General features: G+C 67.8%; 17 protein-coding genes. 14 read left to right on the top strand and 3 right to left on the bottom strand.

Translation table 11 applies throughout. The annotated features are described in order from the left end of the window. The first annotated feature begins 13 nt into the window (after positions 1-13). The 8 genes from OHB24_RS23055 to OHB24_RS23090 are packed head-to-tail and all read left to right on the top strand — an operon-like array spanning position 14 to position 7829. Entirely contained in the window at positions 14-928 is a 915-nt protein-coding gene (locus OHB24_RS23055; protein WP_327632881.1) for a carbohydrate ABC transporter permease, read from the top strand. Between the two features lie 3 nt (positions 929-931). Continuing rightward, positions 932-1759 carry a carbohydrate ABC transporter permease gene (locus tag OHB24_RS23060; RefSeq protein WP_327632882.1) on the top strand — a complete coding sequence of 276 codons (828 nt, stop codon included), beginning with the start codon at positions 932-934 and terminating at the stop codon, positions 1757-1759. Positions 1760-1763: 4 nt separating this feature from the next. Beyond that, on the top strand, positions 1764-2924 hold the full coding sequence (locus tag OHB24_RS23065; protein ID WP_327632883.1) for a mandelate racemase/muconate lactonizing enzyme family protein: 1161 nt from the start codon (positions 1764-1766) through the stop codon (positions 2922-2924). Beyond that, on the top strand, positions 2921-3661 hold the full coding sequence (locus OHB24_RS23070; protein ID WP_327632884.1) for an SDR family NAD(P)-dependent oxidoreductase: 741 nt from the start codon (positions 2921-2923) through the stop codon (positions 3659-3661). Before OHB24_RS23065 ends, OHB24_RS23070 begins: the two co-directional genes overlap by 4 nt. Next, on the top strand, positions 3658-4776 hold the full coding sequence (locus OHB24_RS23075; RefSeq protein ID WP_327632885.1) for an aldose 1-epimerase family protein: 1119 nt from the start codon (positions 3658-3660) through the stop codon (positions 4774-4776). The genes OHB24_RS23070 and OHB24_RS23075 overlap by 4 nt, the downstream gene beginning before the upstream one ends. A gap of 17 nt (positions 4777-4793) precedes the next feature. Further along, complete coding sequence (locus tag OHB24_RS23080; RefSeq protein ID WP_327632886.1) at positions 4794-6002, top strand: CaiB/BaiF CoA transferase family protein; 1209 nt, start codon at positions 4794-4796, stop codon at positions 6000-6002. Continuing rightward, entirely contained in the window at positions 6002-7069 is a 1068-nt protein-coding gene (locus OHB24_RS23085; RefSeq protein WP_327632887.1) for a hypothetical protein, read from the top strand. Before OHB24_RS23080 ends, OHB24_RS23085 begins: the two co-directional genes overlap by 1 nt. Next, positions 7062-7829: an enoyl-CoA hydratase/isomerase family protein gene (locus OHB24_RS23090; RefSeq protein WP_327632888.1), complete on the top strand. Its 768-nt coding sequence runs from the start codon at positions 7062-7064 to the stop codon at positions 7827-7829. Before OHB24_RS23085 ends, OHB24_RS23090 begins: the two co-directional genes overlap by 8 nt. Here the strand turns inward: OHB24_RS23090 and OHB24_RS23095 are convergent. Genes OHB24_RS23095 through OHB24_RS23105 form a run of 3 tightly spaced genes read right to left on the bottom strand, consistent with a single transcriptional unit; the run spans position 7816 to position 10135 of the window. Continuing rightward, positions 7816-8508 (bottom strand): FadR/GntR family transcriptional regulator, encoded by a 693-nt coding sequence (locus OHB24_RS23095; RefSeq protein ID WP_327632889.1) that lies wholly within the window; start codon positions 8506-8508, stop codon positions 7816-7818. The genes OHB24_RS23090 and OHB24_RS23095 overlap by 14 nt on opposite strands. An 11-nt stretch (positions 8509-8519) precedes the next feature. After that, positions 8520-9278, bottom strand: a complete 759-nt coding sequence (locus OHB24_RS23100; RefSeq protein ID WP_327632890.1) for an SDR family NAD(P)-dependent oxidoreductase — start codon at positions 9276-9278, stop codon at positions 8520-8522. Continuing rightward, complete coding sequence (locus OHB24_RS23105; protein WP_327632891.1) at positions 9275-10135, bottom strand: fumarylacetoacetate hydrolase family protein; 861 nt, start codon at positions 10133-10135, stop codon at positions 9275-9277. Before OHB24_RS23105 ends, OHB24_RS23100 begins: the two co-directional genes overlap by 4 nt. Positions 10136-10261: 126 nt before the next feature. Between OHB24_RS23105 and OHB24_RS23110 the strand changes: the two genes are divergently transcribed. The 6 genes from OHB24_RS23110 to OHB24_RS23135 all read left to right on the top strand — a co-directional run bounded on the left by OHB24_RS23110 (position 10262) and on the right by OHB24_RS23135 (position 17126). Then, the gene (locus OHB24_RS23110; RefSeq protein WP_327632892.1) at positions 10262-11203 is read left to right on the top strand and encodes an aldo/keto reductase; all 942 of its coding nucleotides are present in this window, start codon (positions 10262-10264) and stop codon (positions 11201-11203) included. A 382-nt stretch (positions 11204-11585) separates the two neighbouring features. Next, a complete protein-coding gene (locus tag OHB24_RS23115; protein ID WP_327632893.1) occupies positions 11586-12545 on the top strand; it encodes an ABC transporter permease in 960 nt (319 codons plus the stop codon). A 3-nt stretch (positions 12546-12548) separates the two neighbouring features. Beyond that, a complete protein-coding gene (locus tag OHB24_RS23120) occupies positions 12549-13457 on the top strand; it encodes an ABC transporter permease (RefSeq protein WP_327632894.1) in 909 nt (302 codons plus the stop codon). Next, positions 13454-14437: an ABC transporter ATP-binding protein gene (locus tag OHB24_RS23125; protein WP_327632895.1), complete on the top strand. Its 984-nt coding sequence runs from the start codon at positions 13454-13456 to the stop codon at positions 14435-14437. The genes OHB24_RS23120 and OHB24_RS23125 overlap by 4 nt, the downstream gene beginning before the upstream one ends. Further along, a complete protein-coding gene (locus tag OHB24_RS23130; RefSeq protein ID WP_327632896.1) occupies positions 14434-15453 on the top strand; it encodes an ABC transporter ATP-binding protein in 1020 nt (339 codons plus the stop codon). The genes OHB24_RS23125 and OHB24_RS23130 overlap by 4 nt, the downstream gene beginning before the upstream one ends. After that, the gene (locus OHB24_RS23135; RefSeq protein ID WP_327632897.1) at positions 15450-17126 is read left to right on the top strand and encodes an ABC transporter substrate-binding protein; all 1677 of its coding nucleotides are present in this window, start codon (positions 15450-15452) and stop codon (positions 17124-17126) included. Before OHB24_RS23130 ends, OHB24_RS23135 begins: the two co-directional genes overlap by 4 nt. Positions 17127-17129: the final 3 nt, after the last annotated feature.

Here is a 17129-nt window from a genome sequence, read left to right on the forward strand (position 1 = left end):
CGGAGAGCAGACCATGGTGCAGCCGGCCACGGCACGACGCAGTACGACGGCAGTTCGCCGGCGGCACCTCGGCGAGCACCAGATCGCGGCGCTGGTGCTGGTGACGCCGGCGTTGCTGATCATCGTCGGGCTGCGGATCGTGCCGCTCGTCCTCGGTGCGCAGTACTCGCTCACCGGGGACGGCGACCGCAACGGCCTGTTCGTTGGGCTGGCCAACTACCGCACGCTGCTGGACGATCCGGTGTTCCGGACCGCGGTCAGGAACGTCGGCCTGTTGTTCCTGGCGCTGCCGGTCGCCGTCGCCGTACCCGGGCTGCTGGCAACGTTCTTGTTCCTGAAGGTCCCCGGCCATCGGTTCTACCGCAGCGTGTACTTCTTCCCGGTGGTGCTGTCGCCGGTGATCATCGGCGCCATCTTCAACATCCTGCTGTCGTTCGACGGGCCGCTGAACCAGTTGCTCGGCAAGGCCGGTCTCGCGCCGGTCGACTGGCTGGGCAACTCGCACGTCGCGATCCTGTCGGTGATCGGCGTGCACATCTGGGCGACGTTCGGGATGGCGCTGGTGATCTTCATGGCGGGGTTCTCCACGCTGGACCAGTCGTTGCTCGACGCCGCGCGGTGCGACGGCGCGACGCTGCCGCAGACCGTCTGGCACGTGGTGATCCCGGAGCTCAGCCGGACGATCCAGTTCGTCTTCGTCACCACGATGATCGGGATGCTGACCGGGATGTTCGGCCTGGTCTACGTGATGACCGCGGGCGGGCCGGGCGGTGCGACGTACCTGCCGGAGTTCTACATCTGGGTCACCCAGGGCCAGATGAACAGCCCGGCGCTGGCCTCGGCCGCGTCGATGGTGCTGTTCGTGCTGATGCTGCTGGTCGGGCTCGCGCAGATCCGGCTGATCAAGCGCGCCACCAAGGAGGTGTGAGCGATGCGCGAGCGTGGATTCGGCCGCTGGGTCGTCGCGATCCCGATGTGCCTGCTGGCACTGGCCACGATCTATCCGATGGTGTTCACGCTGAATGTGGCGATGAAGTCGCGCCGTGAGTACGTCCTGGACCGCTTCTCGCTGGCCGATCACCTGACCGCCGCGAACATCGCCGACGCCTGGAACTCCTCCGGTCTCGGCCGCTACACGTTCAACTCGGTGGTGGTCACCGCAGGCTCGGTCGCGCTGTTGCTGCTGCTCGGATCGATGGCCGGGTACGCGTTCAGCCAGTTGACGTTCCGCGGGCGCAAGTGGCTGTTCCTGGTCTGCCTGGGTGCGTTGATGATTCCGTTCCAGGTGATCATGGTGCCGTTCTTCCGGGTGCTCGGTCAGATCCACCTGCTCGACACGCACGTGGGGCTGATCCTCGCCTACACCGGCCAGTTCCTGCCGTTCACGATCTTCCTGATGACGAGCTTCTACTCGCGCATCCCGGCCGAGATCGTCGAGGCCGCGCGGGTCGACGGCAGTACGACGCTCGGCGTGTACCGGCGGATCATGCTGCCGCTCGGACGTCCGGCGCTGCTCTCGGTCGGGATCCTCAACGCCTTGTTCTGCTGGAACGACGTCCTGATCTCGCTGCTGGTGATGCAGTCCGAGCAGCACCGCACCCTGATGGTCGGTGTCACCGCGTTGCGCGGTCAGTACTCCGACAACATCCCGCTCTTCGCCGGCGGAGTGCTCGTCGCGGCCCTGCCCGTGATCGCGATCTACCTGTTCTTCCAGCGCCAGATCACCGACGGCGTCACCGCCGGCTCGACCAAGGGATAGCCAGATGCGCATCACGGGATATCGCACCCTCACCACGGTGCACGACTGGGGCAGACCGATCGGTGATGCCAACGGAGCGGTCGGGTCGGGCAAGACGTCGGTACCGGTCGTCGTACTGACCACCGACGTCGGCCTGGAAGGGATCGGGCTCGGCTCGCACGAGGGCATCGACACGCTCTTCCCCGCTCTGGACGGCCAGGACCCGCGCGCGGTGGTGGCGCTGTACGACCGGATGCTCGCGTGGGTGTTCAAGCGCGGTCATACCGGCGCCGTGTTCGGTGCCATCGGGGCGCTCGACATGGCGCTGTGGGACCTCAAGGCGAAGGCGGTCGAACAGCCGTTGTGGCGGCTCCTCGGCGCCCGCGATCACGTCGTACCGGCGTACGCGTCCGGCCTCGACGGGCCACTGGCCGACGACGAACTGATCAGGCTGCACAAGCAGTTCGCGGAGCGTGGTCTGCAGGCGGCGAAGCTGAAGGGCGGGCTCGACGTGGCCGCGGACCTGCGCCGGCTCGACCTGCTGAGCGAGCTCTACCGGGACGAAACCGGGCAGGCGCCCGCGCTGATGCTCGACGCGAACGAGTCCTGGTCGCGCAAGGAAGCCGTCCGGCACATCCGGCGGATCGAGGAGCATGTCGACCTGGCCTGGGTCGAGGAACCCGTACGGCGCTGGGACGTCGACGGGCTCGGGATGGTGACGCGTTCGGTGAAGGCAGCGGTCGCGACCGGTGAGAACCTCACGGGACTCGAACAGTTCCGCCCGCTGCTGGCGGCCAACGCCGTGGATATCGTCCAGACCGGCAGCGTCTGGGGGATCACGCACTTCCTCCGGGTCTCCGCGTTGGCGCACGCGTTCGACCTGCCGATCAGCCCGGTGGGGTACGACGGCAATCCGCTCGGTCATGCGGCTGCCGTCGTACCGAACCATCTGTCGATCGAGATCCAGGACCTCGCAATGCCGGTCGGGATCAGTGCGGACCAGGAGATCGCCGACGGTCACCTCGTGCTGGGCGAGTCACCCGGCCTCGGATACGTGCTCGACGAGGACGCCGTCGCGCGGCTCGGTGAAGCAGGCAGCTGGGACGACGACGCCGGCCCGCACGTACGCCCCGATCGGGCCGGCCGTCGTTTGGTCGGCAAGCCCGCGATCAGGAACGGACGATGATGAAGTCCGCTGTCGTGACGGGCGCCGGTGGGTCCCTCGGCCGGGCGATCGCGCTCCGGCTGGCGAACGACGGGTACGGCGTCGCGCTGCTCGACCTGCCGGGTGAGGGCCTGGACTCGTCCGAGGCCGAACTGAAACCAACGGGACATCCGTACGTCGCGCTCCCGATCGACCTGCGCGACCTGGCAGCGCTCGTCCGGACACTGGCCGCGGCCGAGGACGCACTCGGCCCGCTCGACGTCCTGGTCAACAACGCCGCGATCTATCCCGCGACACCGTTTCTCGACATCTCGCTGGAGGAGTACGACGACGTTGTCGCGGTGAACCAACGCGCGTACTTCGTCGCCGCCCAGGCCGCCGCCGGTTCGATGCGGGAGCGGCGAGCGGGGTCGATCGTCAACATCGCTTCGATCACCTGGCACGGCGGATGGGAGAAGCTGGCGAGCTACGTCAGCACGAAGGGCGCCGCGGTCGCGCTCACCCGTGCCCTTGCGCGGGAACTCGGCCCCGAAGGCATCCGCGTCAACGCGGTGTCGCCGGGCGCGTTCCCGACGAAGGCGGAGACGATCCACGAGAATCCCGAGGCCTACAACGCGTTCGTGATCGACCACCAGTCGATCAAGCGCCGCGGTACGCCGGCCGAAATCGCGTCGGTGGTGTCCTTCCTGGTCGGCCCGGACGCGTCCTTCCTCACCGGCCAGACCCTCAACGTCGACGGCGGCTGGGTGATGGGGTGAACATCTTCGGAGACGAGTTGTCCCTCGCGGCCCTGCGGGAGCGGACCGGTGATCTGGCGAGTGTCGCCGGCGTTCGTGAAGTTGAACTGAGCAACGGTGTCGAGCGTGGTGTGCGGGCGGTTCAGTTGCGGAGTGCCGCCGGGCTCGAGGTCGAGGTGCTCGTGGATCGTGCCCTCGACTTGGGGTCCGCACGGTTTCGCGGCGTACCGTTCGGCTGGCGGTCGGGGAACGGGTTCCGTCATCCGGGTCTGCACGAGAACAACGACGAAGGCGGTCTGTCCTGGCTGCGAGCGCTCGACGGTTTGCTCGTATCCGGAGGCCTCGACCACACGCTGTTCGGCAATGAGGTCGACGCCGGTCACTACCGTTATCCACCGAAGCAGTCCGTGGCGCACGGTCTGCACGGCCGGCTCACCGCGATCCCGGGCAGGCTGCTCGAGGCAGGCGAGGTCTGGGACGGCGACCGGTGCACTCTGCGGGTGCGCGGCGAGGTCGTGCAGGCGACGTCGTTCGGTGAACACCTGCGGCTGACCCGAACGATCGAGGTCGATTTCGACGGCCTCGAGCTCCGTCTGTACGACGTCGTCGACAACCTCGGGTACGAGCGCACGCCGCACATGTTCCTGTACCACTTGAACTTCGGCTGGCCGGTGATCGACGCCGGCACCGAGTTCGTCGCCCCGATCGCCGAGACGACCTGGCGCAGCGACTCCGTGGCCCAACAGGGCGTCTCGTACCGCGTCCAGCCGGACCCGAAGCCCGGGTTCGTGGAGCAGGTGTACGAGCATCGCCTGGTTCCCGACTCCGACGGCCGGCATCGTGTCGCGCTGATCCGCGGCGACAGCACCCTCGGCGTCGAGGTGACCTGGGACGCGGCCGCGATGCCGTGCTTCTTCGAGTGGCAGAACCTCCGCAGCGGCCAGTACGCCGTCGGCCTCGAACCGTCGACCCATCACGTCACGGGAAACGCGGCCGCGCGCGAGGACGGCACGATGACCTGGCTCGAGCACGGCGAGTCCCGGGCGTACCGCACGACGATCCGGGTGCTCGACGGAGCCGAGGCCACCACCGCTGCCCGGGACGCGATCCGCCGCGTCGCCGGCCAGCCCGACTGACGACCTCTGGAGAAACTGTGAGCATTCTCGACGGGTACCGCGTACTCGACTGCTCGATCGCGATGGCCGGACCCTTCGCCGCCCAGCGGCTCGGCGACCTCGGCGCCGATGTCGTCAAGGTCGAGCCGGTGACCGGTGAATGGCAGCGGCACGCCGCGGCCGGGGGCGCGAAGGGCAACGCGATCAACGTGTCGTTCCTGTCCCTGAACCGCAACAAGCGCTCGCTGGCCGTCGACCTCAAGGCCGCCGAGGGCAAGCGGGTGCTCCGGCGCCTGGTCGAGACCGCCGACGTGTTCCTGCAGAACTACCGGCCCGGCGTCGCGGAACGGCTCGGCGTCGACTACCCGACGCTGTCCGCGATCAACCCGCGGCTGGTCTACGTCTCGATGTCCGGGTACGGCGAAGACGGCCCGCACCGGAACCTGCCCGGCCAGGACTTGTTGCTGCAGGCAAAGTCCGGCGCGATGCTGTCGACCGGACGGCACGGCGAGCCGCCGCAGCCGGCCGGGCAGTACCTCGTCGACGCAGTGACCGCGTCGACCGCGTTCGAGGCCGTACTTGCCGCACTGCTGCATCGGGAGCGCACTGGCCAGGGGCAGCTCGTCACGGTGAACATGCTCGACGCGATCACGACTTTGCAGATGCAGGAGCTGTCGGTCTTCACGGCCGGAAACGTTCCGCAGCAAAGGGGTTCCGAGCCGCACGCCCACGTGTACATCAGAGCGCCGTACGGGACCTTCAAGACCGCGGACGGATTCCTGGCGTTGGCGATGCCTGATCTGCCGACGCTCGGCCGGGTGATCGGCGAGGACGCGTTCCTGACCATGGATTCCGAGGTGCATGGCTGGACGCATCGCGACGAGATCTTCCGGCTCACCGCTGAGCGCCTGCTCCGGCGGACCACCGACGAGTGGCTGGCGGACCTGACCGCGGCCGGGATCTGGTGCGGGCCGGTGTACGACTACGAGCAGCTCGTGAACGATCCGCAGATCCGCCACAACGGCACCTTCGTCGAGTACGACCATCCCACCGAGGGACGGGTGAAGACGCCCGGCTTTCCGTACAGCTTCGAGAAGACGCCCGCGAAGGTCGAGCGCGGTGCGCCGCTCGTCGGCGAACACAGCCGGGAGGTCCTCGCGGAGGCCGGGTTCGATCCGGACGAGGTCGCGGAGCTCCTGAAGGCCGGCGTCGTCGCCGAGACCCCGCTGCCGGATCCGGTGCCGTGATGCCGCGCTACCGAGGACTGACCTGGGACCACCCCCGCGGACGGGACGCGCTCGTCGAGGCCTCCCGCCATCGCGGGATCGACCTGACCTGGGACGTGCATCCACTGAGCGGCTTCGAATCCACGCCGATCGAACAGCTCGCGGAGCAGTACGACGTGATCGTGCTCGACCACCCGCATCTCGGTGATGCGCTACGGCATCTCCAACCGGTCGACGACCTCCTGTACGGCGAATTCGTCGGGCCGAGCGTCTCGTCGTACCGGATGAACGGGCACCTCTGGGCACTGCCGCTCGACGCCGCCACGCAGGTTGCCGCGACCCGGGTGGACCTGGCTGGACCACCACCGCGGTTGTGGTCCGACGTGATCGAGCTGTCTCACCGAGCGCCGGTGACGCTGTCGCTGGCGGGGCCGCACGCCTTGCTGACGTTCCTGTCGATCTGCGTCGCGCTGGGGGATGAGCCATCTTTCGAGCCGACCGCGACCGGGTGGCGGGCCCTCGAACTGATGACCGACCTGACCGCTCGTGCCCCGCGACATGCGGTGCCGCTCGATCCGATCGAGCTGCTGGACGACATGGTCGCGGACGACACCGTGGCGCATTGCCCGCTGGTCTACGGCTACGTGAACTACGCGTCGGTGGCTCTGGACCGTCGGGTGACGTTCACCGACGCGCCGTCGGAGCGGCAGGGGTCGCGGCCGGGTTCGACGATCGGCGGAACCGGACTCGCGATCACCGCGCGCTGCACACCGGGCGCTGATCTCGTCGACCATCTGCGGTGGTTGCTTTCGGCAACTGCGCAGGAGACGTTCATCCCGGTGCACTCGGGGCAGCCGGCGCTTTCGAGCGCGTGGCAGTCCGACCTGGTCAACGATCCGGTCGCGGGCTTCTACCGCTGCACGCTGCCGACGATCACGTCGGCCTTTGTCCGGCCCCGGCTCGCCGGGTACATCGGCTTCCAGACTGCGGCGAGCGAGGTTGTCCGCGAGGTCGCTTCCCGTGCCGTCTCGACGACCGTGGGTCTGGATCGGATCGCTGGCTTGTGGAAGGAGATCGGCGATGAGTGAAGAGGTGCTGTTCGAACAGCAAGGGCAGGTCGCTGTTATCACCCTCAACCGGCCGGCGAAGCTCAATGCGGTCACCGCGGAGATGTCGGATGCGCTGGTCGAGCTGGCTCGGCACTGCAACGAGTCCGACGACGTGCGTGCCGTCGTACTGACGGGGGCCGGGCGGGCGTTCAGTGCCGGATCGGACATCCGGGAGCTCGACAAGTACCCGACCCCGTGGGCGTTCAGGAACCGTGCGGACTACTGCGACTCGCTCAAGGTCCTGCGCAAGCCGGTGGTTGCCGCGGTCGACGGATACGCGCTCGGTGGCGGTCTCGAAACCGCCCTGATCTGCGACATCCGGCTCGCGTCGACGACCGCCAGCTTCGCGGCCGCGGAGGTGAAGCTCGGATGGATCGGCGGTGGCGGCATGTCCGCACTGCTGACCCACAACATCGGGCCGGGCAATGCCGCGCTGATGCTCATGACCGGCGATCCGATCGACGCCTCGCGCGCACTGAGCTGGGGGCTGGTCAGCGAGGTACTGGAGCCGGATGCGCTGCTGCCTCGCGCGCTCGAGCTGGCCACCACGATCGCGTCGCGTGCCCCGATCGCCGTCGAGACCGCGAAGGCGAACCTGTCGGCGGCGATGAACCTGCCGCTCGATCAGGCCGTCGCGTACGAGCGCGACCTTCAGACTGTCTGCTTCGCGACGAACGACGCGGCCGAGGGCCGAGCGGCCTTCGCTGACAAGCGTGCGCCGCAGTTCACCCGTTCGTAGCGCCGGGTCCCAGGTTGCGGCGGATCCAGTTCTCGATGCCGGCGACGTGCGACAGCGACAGCGCGGCGGCGACGCTCGGTTGCCGGTCACCGATCGCGAGGGCGATCGCGCGGTGCTCGCGCTTCGTCTGCTCGAAGGAGTCTTCCTGAGTGACCGCTCGCCAGGTGCGGGCCTGGTGGGTGCGTCCGGCGACGCTGTCGACCAGTGAGCACAACACCGGATTGCCCGCGGCCGTGGCGATCCGGTGATGGAACTCCAGGTCGTTCGCCACCACATCGCCGACCGGGCTGTCGATGTCGACAGCCTCGGTCAGCGCGAGCAGCTCGGCCACGTCGTCGGCGCTCATCAGGAGCGCGGCCTTCTCGGCAGCCATCGGTTCGAGCGCCCGGCGTACCTCGAACAGGTCGAGGATGCCGGAGTCCTGATGGAAGTCGATGATGAAGCTCATCGTCTCCAGGAGCAGGTCGGGCGTCAGGCTCGTGACATAGGTTCCGTCGCCCCGCCGTACGTCGAGGATCCGCAGCATCGACAGCACGCTGACCGCCTCGCGCAGCGGGCTCCGCGAAATACCGAGCTGGTCGGCGAGATCCGCCTCGCGAGGCAGCTTGTCGCCGGGCTTGAGGCGGCCGTCGAGAATCATCGTCTTGATCTTCTCGATCGCGACGTCGGTCAGAGCCATCCCGCTCCCTCTTAATCCTTTGGACGTAGGCGCAGCGTAGCCATGCCGCCGTCGACTGCGAGCGCCGTACCCGCCGTCGAGCCGGACGAAGGCCCGGCCAGGTAGACGACGGCGAGTGCCACCTCCTCGGCGGCGACCAACCGCCCGTGCGGCTGGCGGGCGTCGAGAGCGGCCCGCTCGGCGACGGGATCGGGCGCCGCGTCGAGGAGGCGCTGCACCCAAGGAGTTGCCGCCGTACCGGGGTTCACGCAGTTGACCCGGATGCCTTCGCGGAGATGGTCGGCGGCCATCGCCAGCGTCAGCGACTGCACCGCGCCCTTCGTGGTGGAGTAGAGGGCCCGCTGGGGGATGCCGGTGGTCGCGGCGACCGAGGCGACGTTGACGATCGCGGCGGCCGGCGACTCACGCAGGTATGGGAGAGCGGCCCGGCTGACCCGGACCGCGCCCATCACGTTGACGTCGAAGACCCGGTGCCACTGGTCGTCCGGGTTGTCCTCGATCGTGCCCTGCGCGCCGATGCCCGCGTTGTTGACCACCACGTCGATCCGGCCGAACGCCTCGACGACCTGCTGAACCGCCGTACGCACACTGGCGTCGTCCGTCACGTCGGCCTTGATCCCGAGCACGCCCTCCGGGACACCGGCCGGTTCGAGATCGAACGCTGCGACGCGCGCACCGCGTGCGGTGAGTTCGCGGGCGACGGCCGCGCCGATGCCCGATCCGCCTCCGGTGACGATCGCGACCAGGTCGTCGAACTCTCCGGCGCTCATCGGCCGGCCTCGAACGCGACGTACTCCTGGCGCTGCCGGCCGAGTCCGTCGATCTCGACCTCGACGACGTCGCCGGGCCGCAGGTACGAGAACCGGCCGGACAGCGCCACGCCCTCCGGCGTTCCCGTCATGATCAGATCGCCCGGGTCGAGCACCATGTACTGGCTCAGGTGATGGATGACCGTGGCGACGTCGAAGATCTGGTCGGCGGTACTGGAGTCCTGCCGCGGCTCGCCGTTGACGAAGCTGCGCAGGCTGAGCTTCTGGTGCTCGACCTCGTCGGGGGTGATCAGCCACGGACCGACCGGGCTGAAGCCGGCCGCGATCTTGCCCTTGCTCCACTGCCCGCCGGACTGCTCGATCTGGAAGGCGCGCTCGGACAGATCGTTGGCCACCACGAAACCGGCCACGTGGTCCAGGCTGTCCGCGGGGGAGTCGAGGTACGACGCGCGCTTGCCGATCACCACTCCGAGCTCGACCTCCCAGTCCGTTTTCGTGCTGCCCTTCGGGATGGTCACGGCATCGTTGGGGCCGGCCAGCGTGTTCGGCGCCTTGAAGAAGATGACCGGCGACGACGGCGGCTCGGCGCCCGACTCGGCGGCGTGCGCGGCGTAGTTCATGCCGATGCAGACGATCGCGCCGGGCCGGGCGATCGGCGCACCGATCCGCAGGCCGTCCGCGTTCTCGACGAGCGGCAGTTCGTCGGCGGCCAGTGCGGCCGCGACGCGGGCCGGCCCGTCGGATTCCCAGAACCGGGCGTCGAGATCCGCGGTCAGCCCGGCGAGGCTGCGGACACCGTCCTCGGTGACGACGACCGGTGCTTCCGTACCGAGGGGACCCAAGCGGGCGAACTTCATCGCACGACCTCCAGATCGTATCTTTAGCCGCCTCTGACGGGCTGATTGGCGGCTTCGCTTCACATTGACAGGTGAAACATATGATGTCTAGCGTGCTGTCCACAGTTCAGAACGCTGGGAGCAGACGTGATTGACGTTCCGCGGTTCGGCCTCGGGTGTGCGCCGCTCGGCAACCTCTTCCGGCAGTACTCCGAGGCGGAGGCCGACGCGATCCTCGACGCGGCCTGGAACGCCGGCGTCCGGCACTTCGACACCGCGCCGCACTACGGGCTGGGGTTGTCCGAGCGGCGGGTGGGCCGCTTCCTCGCGACCAAGCCGCGCGACGAGTACGTCCTGTCGACGAAGGTCGGCCGCCTGCTCCGGGAGGATCCGTCGTGGGACGGATCGGCGATGGCCGCCGGCGGGTTCGTCGTACCTGCGCGTCTGCAGCGAGTGCTCGACTACTCGGCTGCTGGAGTACGGGCGTCGGTCGAGGAGTCGCTTGCCCGGATGGGTCTGGATCGGGTCGACATCCTCTATGCGCACGACCCGGAGTTGTCGGGGATCCCTGGCGCGACTGAGTCGGCCTTGGCGGCCCTCGCCGAGTTGCGGGACGAGGGGATGGTTGCGGCGATCGGTACGGGTTCGCTCGGCATCGATGCTCTGATGACCACGGTCCGCACCGGGCTGGCCGACGTACTGATGGTGGCCAATCGCTACACGTTGCTGGACCAGAGCGCCGTACCGGAACTCGTCGATGCGTGTGACGTGCACGGAGTGCGGATCGTGGCGGCGGCTGTGTTCAACAGCGGGCTGCTCGCTTCCACACCGAGCCGCGACGCGAAGTACGACTACGAAGCCGTGCCTGACGAGGTTTTCGCTCGTGCGCTCGAGATCGACAAGGTCTGCACCGACCACGGCGTCGACCTTCCCGCTGCCGCGCTCCAGTACCCGCTGCTCGATCCGCGCGTCATCTCAGTGGTCGCAGGTGCCGCGACTCCCGACCAGCTCCGCCAAAACCTGGCCCACCTCGACGCCGCGATCCCGTCGGCGCTCTGGCAAGACCTCACCACGCGCAACCTGATCTAGCCGGGGCTCCTCCCGCCTGCTCCAGCGCCAGCGCGTGCATTTTGGACAGGAGATGTCGGGCGGCTGGGTAGTGCACATGAGCGTGATGGCGGTCGTGCGTACGGTGTCTCGCTGGTGCTCTACCTGTCGAGCTTGCACACCGTCGGCCCCGGCGACCGGGTCTCGCCGCGTTCCCGCTGCCGTCTGCGGCGGTCCGGACCAATCACACTCCTGAACGATTCAGTTTTTCGTAGATGTGTGAATTAGACCTTGTTCAAACATCTTTGCTCAGATACGGTCACGTCCAATCAAATCCCTGTGACGGACTGTGCGAGGGGAGTGAGGACTGATCAGCAAGTCAGCCAGCCTGCGGTACCTCGGGCGGCGCCTCGGGTTCTACGTGGTGACGTTCTGGGCGGCCTTGACCTTCAACTTCCTGATCCCGCGGTTCATGCCGGGCGATCCGGCCGCGACGATGCTTCGGCGGATCCAGCAGTTGACGGGGCAGGCGCCGACACCGGACCAGATCCGCTCGGTGCGTCTGTTCTTCGGCGGCGCGCGGGAGAACCTGCCCGCGCAGTACCTGCACTACCTGAACGATCTCGTGCATTTCCGCTTCGGGCTCTCGTTGAGCGAGTACCCGACACCGGTCAGCGATCTCATCGCGCAAGCCCTGCCGTGGACCCTGCTGCTGGTGGGGACGACCACGATCATCGCCTGGATCATTGGCACGGCACTGGGTGCGTACATGGGCTGGAAGCCGGGCAGCCGGTTCGACGCGATCTTCGCGCCGACCACGACGTTCCTGCACGCGATTCCGACGTTCTGGCTGTCCCTGGTCGCGCTCTGGGCGTTCGCGTTCAAGCTCGGCTGGTTCCCGGTCTCGGGCGCCTACGACCCCGACGTGCCGTACCAGATCAACAACGTCTGGTTCCTGCTGAGCATCCTCAAGTACGGCGCGCTGCCGGCGCTGACCCTGATCTTCATCGGGTTCAACGGCTGGCTCTTCACCATGCGGAACGTGATGGTGACGACCGTCAGTGAGGACTACGTGCTGCTGGCCAAGGCGAAGGGCCTACCGACCTGGCGGGTGTTGTTCAAGTACGCCGCACGCAACGCGCTGCTGCCCAACGTCACCGGACTCGCACTCGCGATCGGCGGCATCCTCGGCGGCATCCTGCTGACCGAGGTGGTGTTCACCTACCCGGGTCTCGGCCACCGGCTGTACCGCGCGACGGTCGACCACGACTTCCCGGTGATGCAGACGATCTTCCTGCTGATCACGCTCACGGTGCTGATCGCGAACCTGATCGCCGACTCGATCTACGTCCTGCTCGACCCGCGAACCAGGGACGAGGCCTGACCCATGCTGAACGGATTCCTGCGCAACTCCAAGGTCCGCATCGGACTCGGCGTCTTCGCCGCCTTCCTGCTGCTGGCACTGCTGGGCCCGTGGTTCGTGTCGTCGGTGATGCACACGACGCCGCGCACGATCGACTACGACGCGCTCGGGCAGCCACCGAGCGCGAAACATCTCCTGGGTACGACGTTGCCCGGTTCCGACGTCCTCGCACAGGTGATCGTCGGCGCCCGCGGCTCGGTCTTCGTCGGGATCACGAGCGCCGTCCTCGCCACGGTGATCGCCGCGCTGGTCGGCGTACCGAGTGGCTTCCTCGGGGGACGGCTCGATCACGGGCTGACGGCGTTCACCAATCTGTTCCTCACACTGCCGAGCTTCGCGCTGACGTTGATCATCGCGGGCTACGTGCAGGGTGCGGCGTGGTGGGTGATCGCGCTCATCATCGCGGCGTTCGAGTGGCCGGGTGGCGCCCGGACGTTGCGGTCGCAGACGATGTCGCTGCGCGGCCGGGACTTCACCGTCGCGATGCGGATGCTCGGCGAGTCCAAGACCAGGCTGGTGTTCGCCGAGGTGATGCCGCACATGACCGGCATCGTGTCCGCGATGTTCCTGCGCGCCTGTGTCGCCGGGGTGTTCGCCGAGGCCGCGCTGAGCTTCCTCGGGATCGGCACCACCGGCAGCGTCAGTTGGGGCACGATCATCGCCGAGGCACAGGGACAGAGCGCCATCCTCAACGGCCTGTGGTGGTGGTTCGTACCACCGGGCCTGTGCATCGCGCTGCTCGGCACCGCGACCGCCCTGGTCAACTTCGGCATCGACGAGATCAGCAACCCACGGCTGTCCGCCGCGAACCGCAAGCTGATGAAGCGCTTCCGTCGCGCCGCCCGGACCGCGGAACCGGAGGTGGCCCGATGAGCGAGGTCTTGCTGGAGGTCGACGGCCTGACGGTCGAGTACCTCGCCCAGACGGGATCGGTGAAGGCCTGTGCCGACGTGTCGTTCACGTTGCACCGGGGCCAGATCCTCGGCGTCGCGGGAGAGTCCGGCTCGGGCAAGTCGACCTTGATCACCGCGTTGACGAGGCTGCAACGGCCGCCGGCGGTAACCTCCGCCGGGCGGCTCGTGTACCACTCGTCCGACGGCGACAAGGTCGATCTACTGACCCTGTCGGAACGTCAGTTGCGCGCGTACCGGTGGTCGGAGCTCGCGATCGTCCTGCAGAGCGCGATGGACTGCCTCAACCCGGTGATGCGGCTGGGCCACCAGTTCGAGGACGTGCTGCGGTACCACGACTCGCAGCTGACACAGCGGCAGGCGTGGGAGCGGGCCGAGGAACTGGTCGCGATGGTGGGGATCGGGTCCGACCGGCTGCGCTCGTACCCGCACGAACTGTCCGGTGGCATGCGGCAACGGTCGTTGATCGCTCTCGCATTGGCGTGCGACCCGGATCTCATCGTGATGGACGAACCGACCACGGCCGTGGACGTGGTCATGCAGCGGCAGATCCTCGCCCAGCTGCTGAAACTCCAGGACCAGCTGGGGTTCGCGGTCGTCTTCGTCACGCACGACCTGTCGTTGCTGCTCGAGCTGGCCGACCAGATCGCGATCATGTACGGCGGCCGGATCGTCGAACTCGGCTCCGCCCGGGACATCTACACCGCCCCGAAACACCCGTACACCCGCGGCCTGCGCGATTCGTTCCCGCCGCTGCACGGCGAACTCACCACGATGCGCGGCATCCCCGGTTCGCCACCGGACCTGCGGACACCGCCGTCCGGATGCGCGTTCCATCCCCGCTGCGCGGACCGGCTGGACGCGTGTGACCAGCGGATCCCGCAACTCCGCCCGGTCGGCCGCAACGACGTTGCCTGCTTGCTGTACGAGGAGACCCCATGACCACTCCGGTGCTAGAGGCAACCAATCTGAGCAAGGAGTTCCCGGTCCACGGCCGCGGCTCCCGCGGTACGACGGTCAAGGCCGTGCAGAACGCCAACGTGACCTTGCACAAGGGCAGCATCGTCGCGCTCGTCGGCGAGAGCGGTTCGGGCAAGACCACTGTCGCCCGGATGCTGGCGCTGGCGTACCCGCAGACGGCCGGCACGATCCGCCTGAACGGCGCGGAGGTGTCGCACGCCCGGAACGCCGAACGCTCCTACTTCCGCCAGGTCCAGCTGATCTTCCAGGACCCGTTCGCCTCGCTGAACCCGCTCCACAAGGTGCGGTACACCCTCGGCCGGGCCCTGCGGATCCATCAGCGCACCCTCCGCGGCAAGGAACTGGAGGAGCAGACGCTCGAACTGCTGCGCAAGGTGAACCTGACCCCTGTCGAGCAGTTCATCGACAAGTTCCCGCACGAGCTGTCGGGAGGCCAGCGCCAGCGGATCGTGATCGCCCGGGCGCTCGCCGTACGGCCGAGTGTGCTGCTCGGCGACGAGCCGATCTCGATGCTCGACGTGTCGATCCGGCTCGACATCCTGAACCTGCTCGCGAAGCTGCGGGACGAGGAGGGCCTGGCCCTGCTCTACATCACGCACGACATCGCGAGCGCACGCTATCTCTGCGACACGATCCAGGTGATGTACGCCGGCCAGATGGTCGAGGGCGGCCCGCGGGACTCGGTGATCCAGTCGCCGAAGCACCCGTACACGAAGCTGCTGCTGGATTCCTCGCCTGACCCGGGCCGATCCCTGCGGTCCGGCGACGCAGGCCTGTTCGACGTGACCGACGATCTCGGCGAGCCGCCCAACCTGGTCGACCCGCCGAGCGGCTGTCAGTTCCACCCCCGGTGCCCGTTCGCGATGGACGAGTGCCGGCAGACATTCCCCGAACGCACCGAGTTCCCTGACGGCCAGTGGGCGCACTGCTGGCTGCATCAGAAGGACAGGGGCCACGTCCTGGAAGGAAAGCCATGATGCATCGCAAACTCGCCGCGGTCGCCGCGGCCGTCACCCTCGCGGCGGCAGCCGTCGGGTGCAGCACCGACAAGGGGACCGGCAGCAGTGGCGGCAGCGCCGGCGGCAAGGCGGCGGTGGACACCCTGAACATGACCGCGTCGGCCGCGGCGCCGACGTTCGTGAAGAACTGGAACCGGTTCTCTCCCGCGGACAAGAAGAGTCCGGCCACCAACCTGCTGTACGAGCCGTTGATCCGGATCGACCACCTGGAAGGCAAGAAACCCGAGCCGTGGCTCGCGGAGTCGTTCGAGTGGAGCCCGGACGGCAAGACGCTGACCTTCAAGCTGCGCAAGGACGTGAAGTGGTCCGACGGTACGCCGTTCACCGCGAAGGACGTCAAGTTCACCTTCGAGGCGCCCAAGGCGAACCCGAAACTGACCCAGAACTCGCTCGGTTTCAAGAGCATCGCCACCCCCGACGACCACACCGTCGTCGTCAGCTACGACGATGTTGCCTACCAGAAGCTGGCGTCGTACGGCGACGAGCGGATCGTGCCGCAGCACGTCTGGTCCCAGCAGAACCTGGAGACCTGGACCAACCCCGACCCGATCGGTACCGGTCCGGCCAAGCTGACGAAGTTCTCGCCGCAGCAGATCACCTTCGATTGGCGCGACGACTACTGGGGCGGGAAGGCCAAGGGCGTCAAGCACATCAACATCAAGCCGTTCGCCGACCCGCAGGTGGGTAAGGCGATGATGCTGAACGGGCAGCTCGACTGGAGCACGATGTCCTGGCAGGACGCCGACAAGCAGTTCGTCGCGAAGAACCCGCAGACCAATCACTACTGGACCTACCCGACCGGTGGTGACGAGGGCCTGAACTTCAATATCGCCAAGCCGCCGCTCGACGACGTCCACGTCCGGCGGGCCCTGTACGGCGCGATCGACCCGGAGAAGCTGCTCAAGCTCAACGTGACCGGTCAGAGCCCGACGAACGCGACCGGGTACGACGCGAAGGTGTACGGCGACCTGCTCGCGCCGGAGTACAAGGACAAGCCGCACACGCAGGACCTGGCCACGGCGAAGGCCGAGCTGGCACAGGCGTCGTACAAGCTCGATGCCAGTGGCAACCTGTCGAAGGGCGGGAAGTCGTACCCGCTGACGATGAAGCCAGTGGTCGAGTACTCCAACTGGAGCGCCTGGGGCCTCGGGCTGGCCGAGCAGTGGCGGACCGGGCTCGGCGTCAACGTCAAGGTGGTGCCGACGCCGGAGGACCAGTTGTGGGGTCAGATGGCGAAGGGCGACTACCACATCGCCCTCGACTGGCAGGCCGGCGGCAACACCCCGTGGGCCGGGTACGACGGCGTACTGAACAGCGCGAACGGCGCCCCGCTCGGGCAGGAGGCGTCGACGAACTACACGCGCTGGCAGGACAAGACCACCGACGACCTGCTGGCGAAGTGGCGCGTCACCAACGACGAGGCGAAGCAGAAGGAGTACGCCGCCGCGCTGCAGAAGATCGTCGTGGACAACGTGCCGTTCGCGCCGCTGTTCACCGCGGCGTGGTTCATCGAGGTGAACTCCAGCCGATGGACGGGCTGGCCGGACCCGGCGAGCGCCGAGTACGTTCCGCACTCGCTGCTCGGGCCCGAGACGATCCTCACCATCCAGAACCTCACACCGGCCAAGTAGCGG

Source organism: Kribbella sp. NBC_00482 (assembly GCF_036013725.1).
In the GTDB taxonomy this organism is placed as follows: domain Bacteria; phylum Actinomycetota; class Actinomycetes; order Propionibacteriales; family Kribbellaceae; genus Kribbella.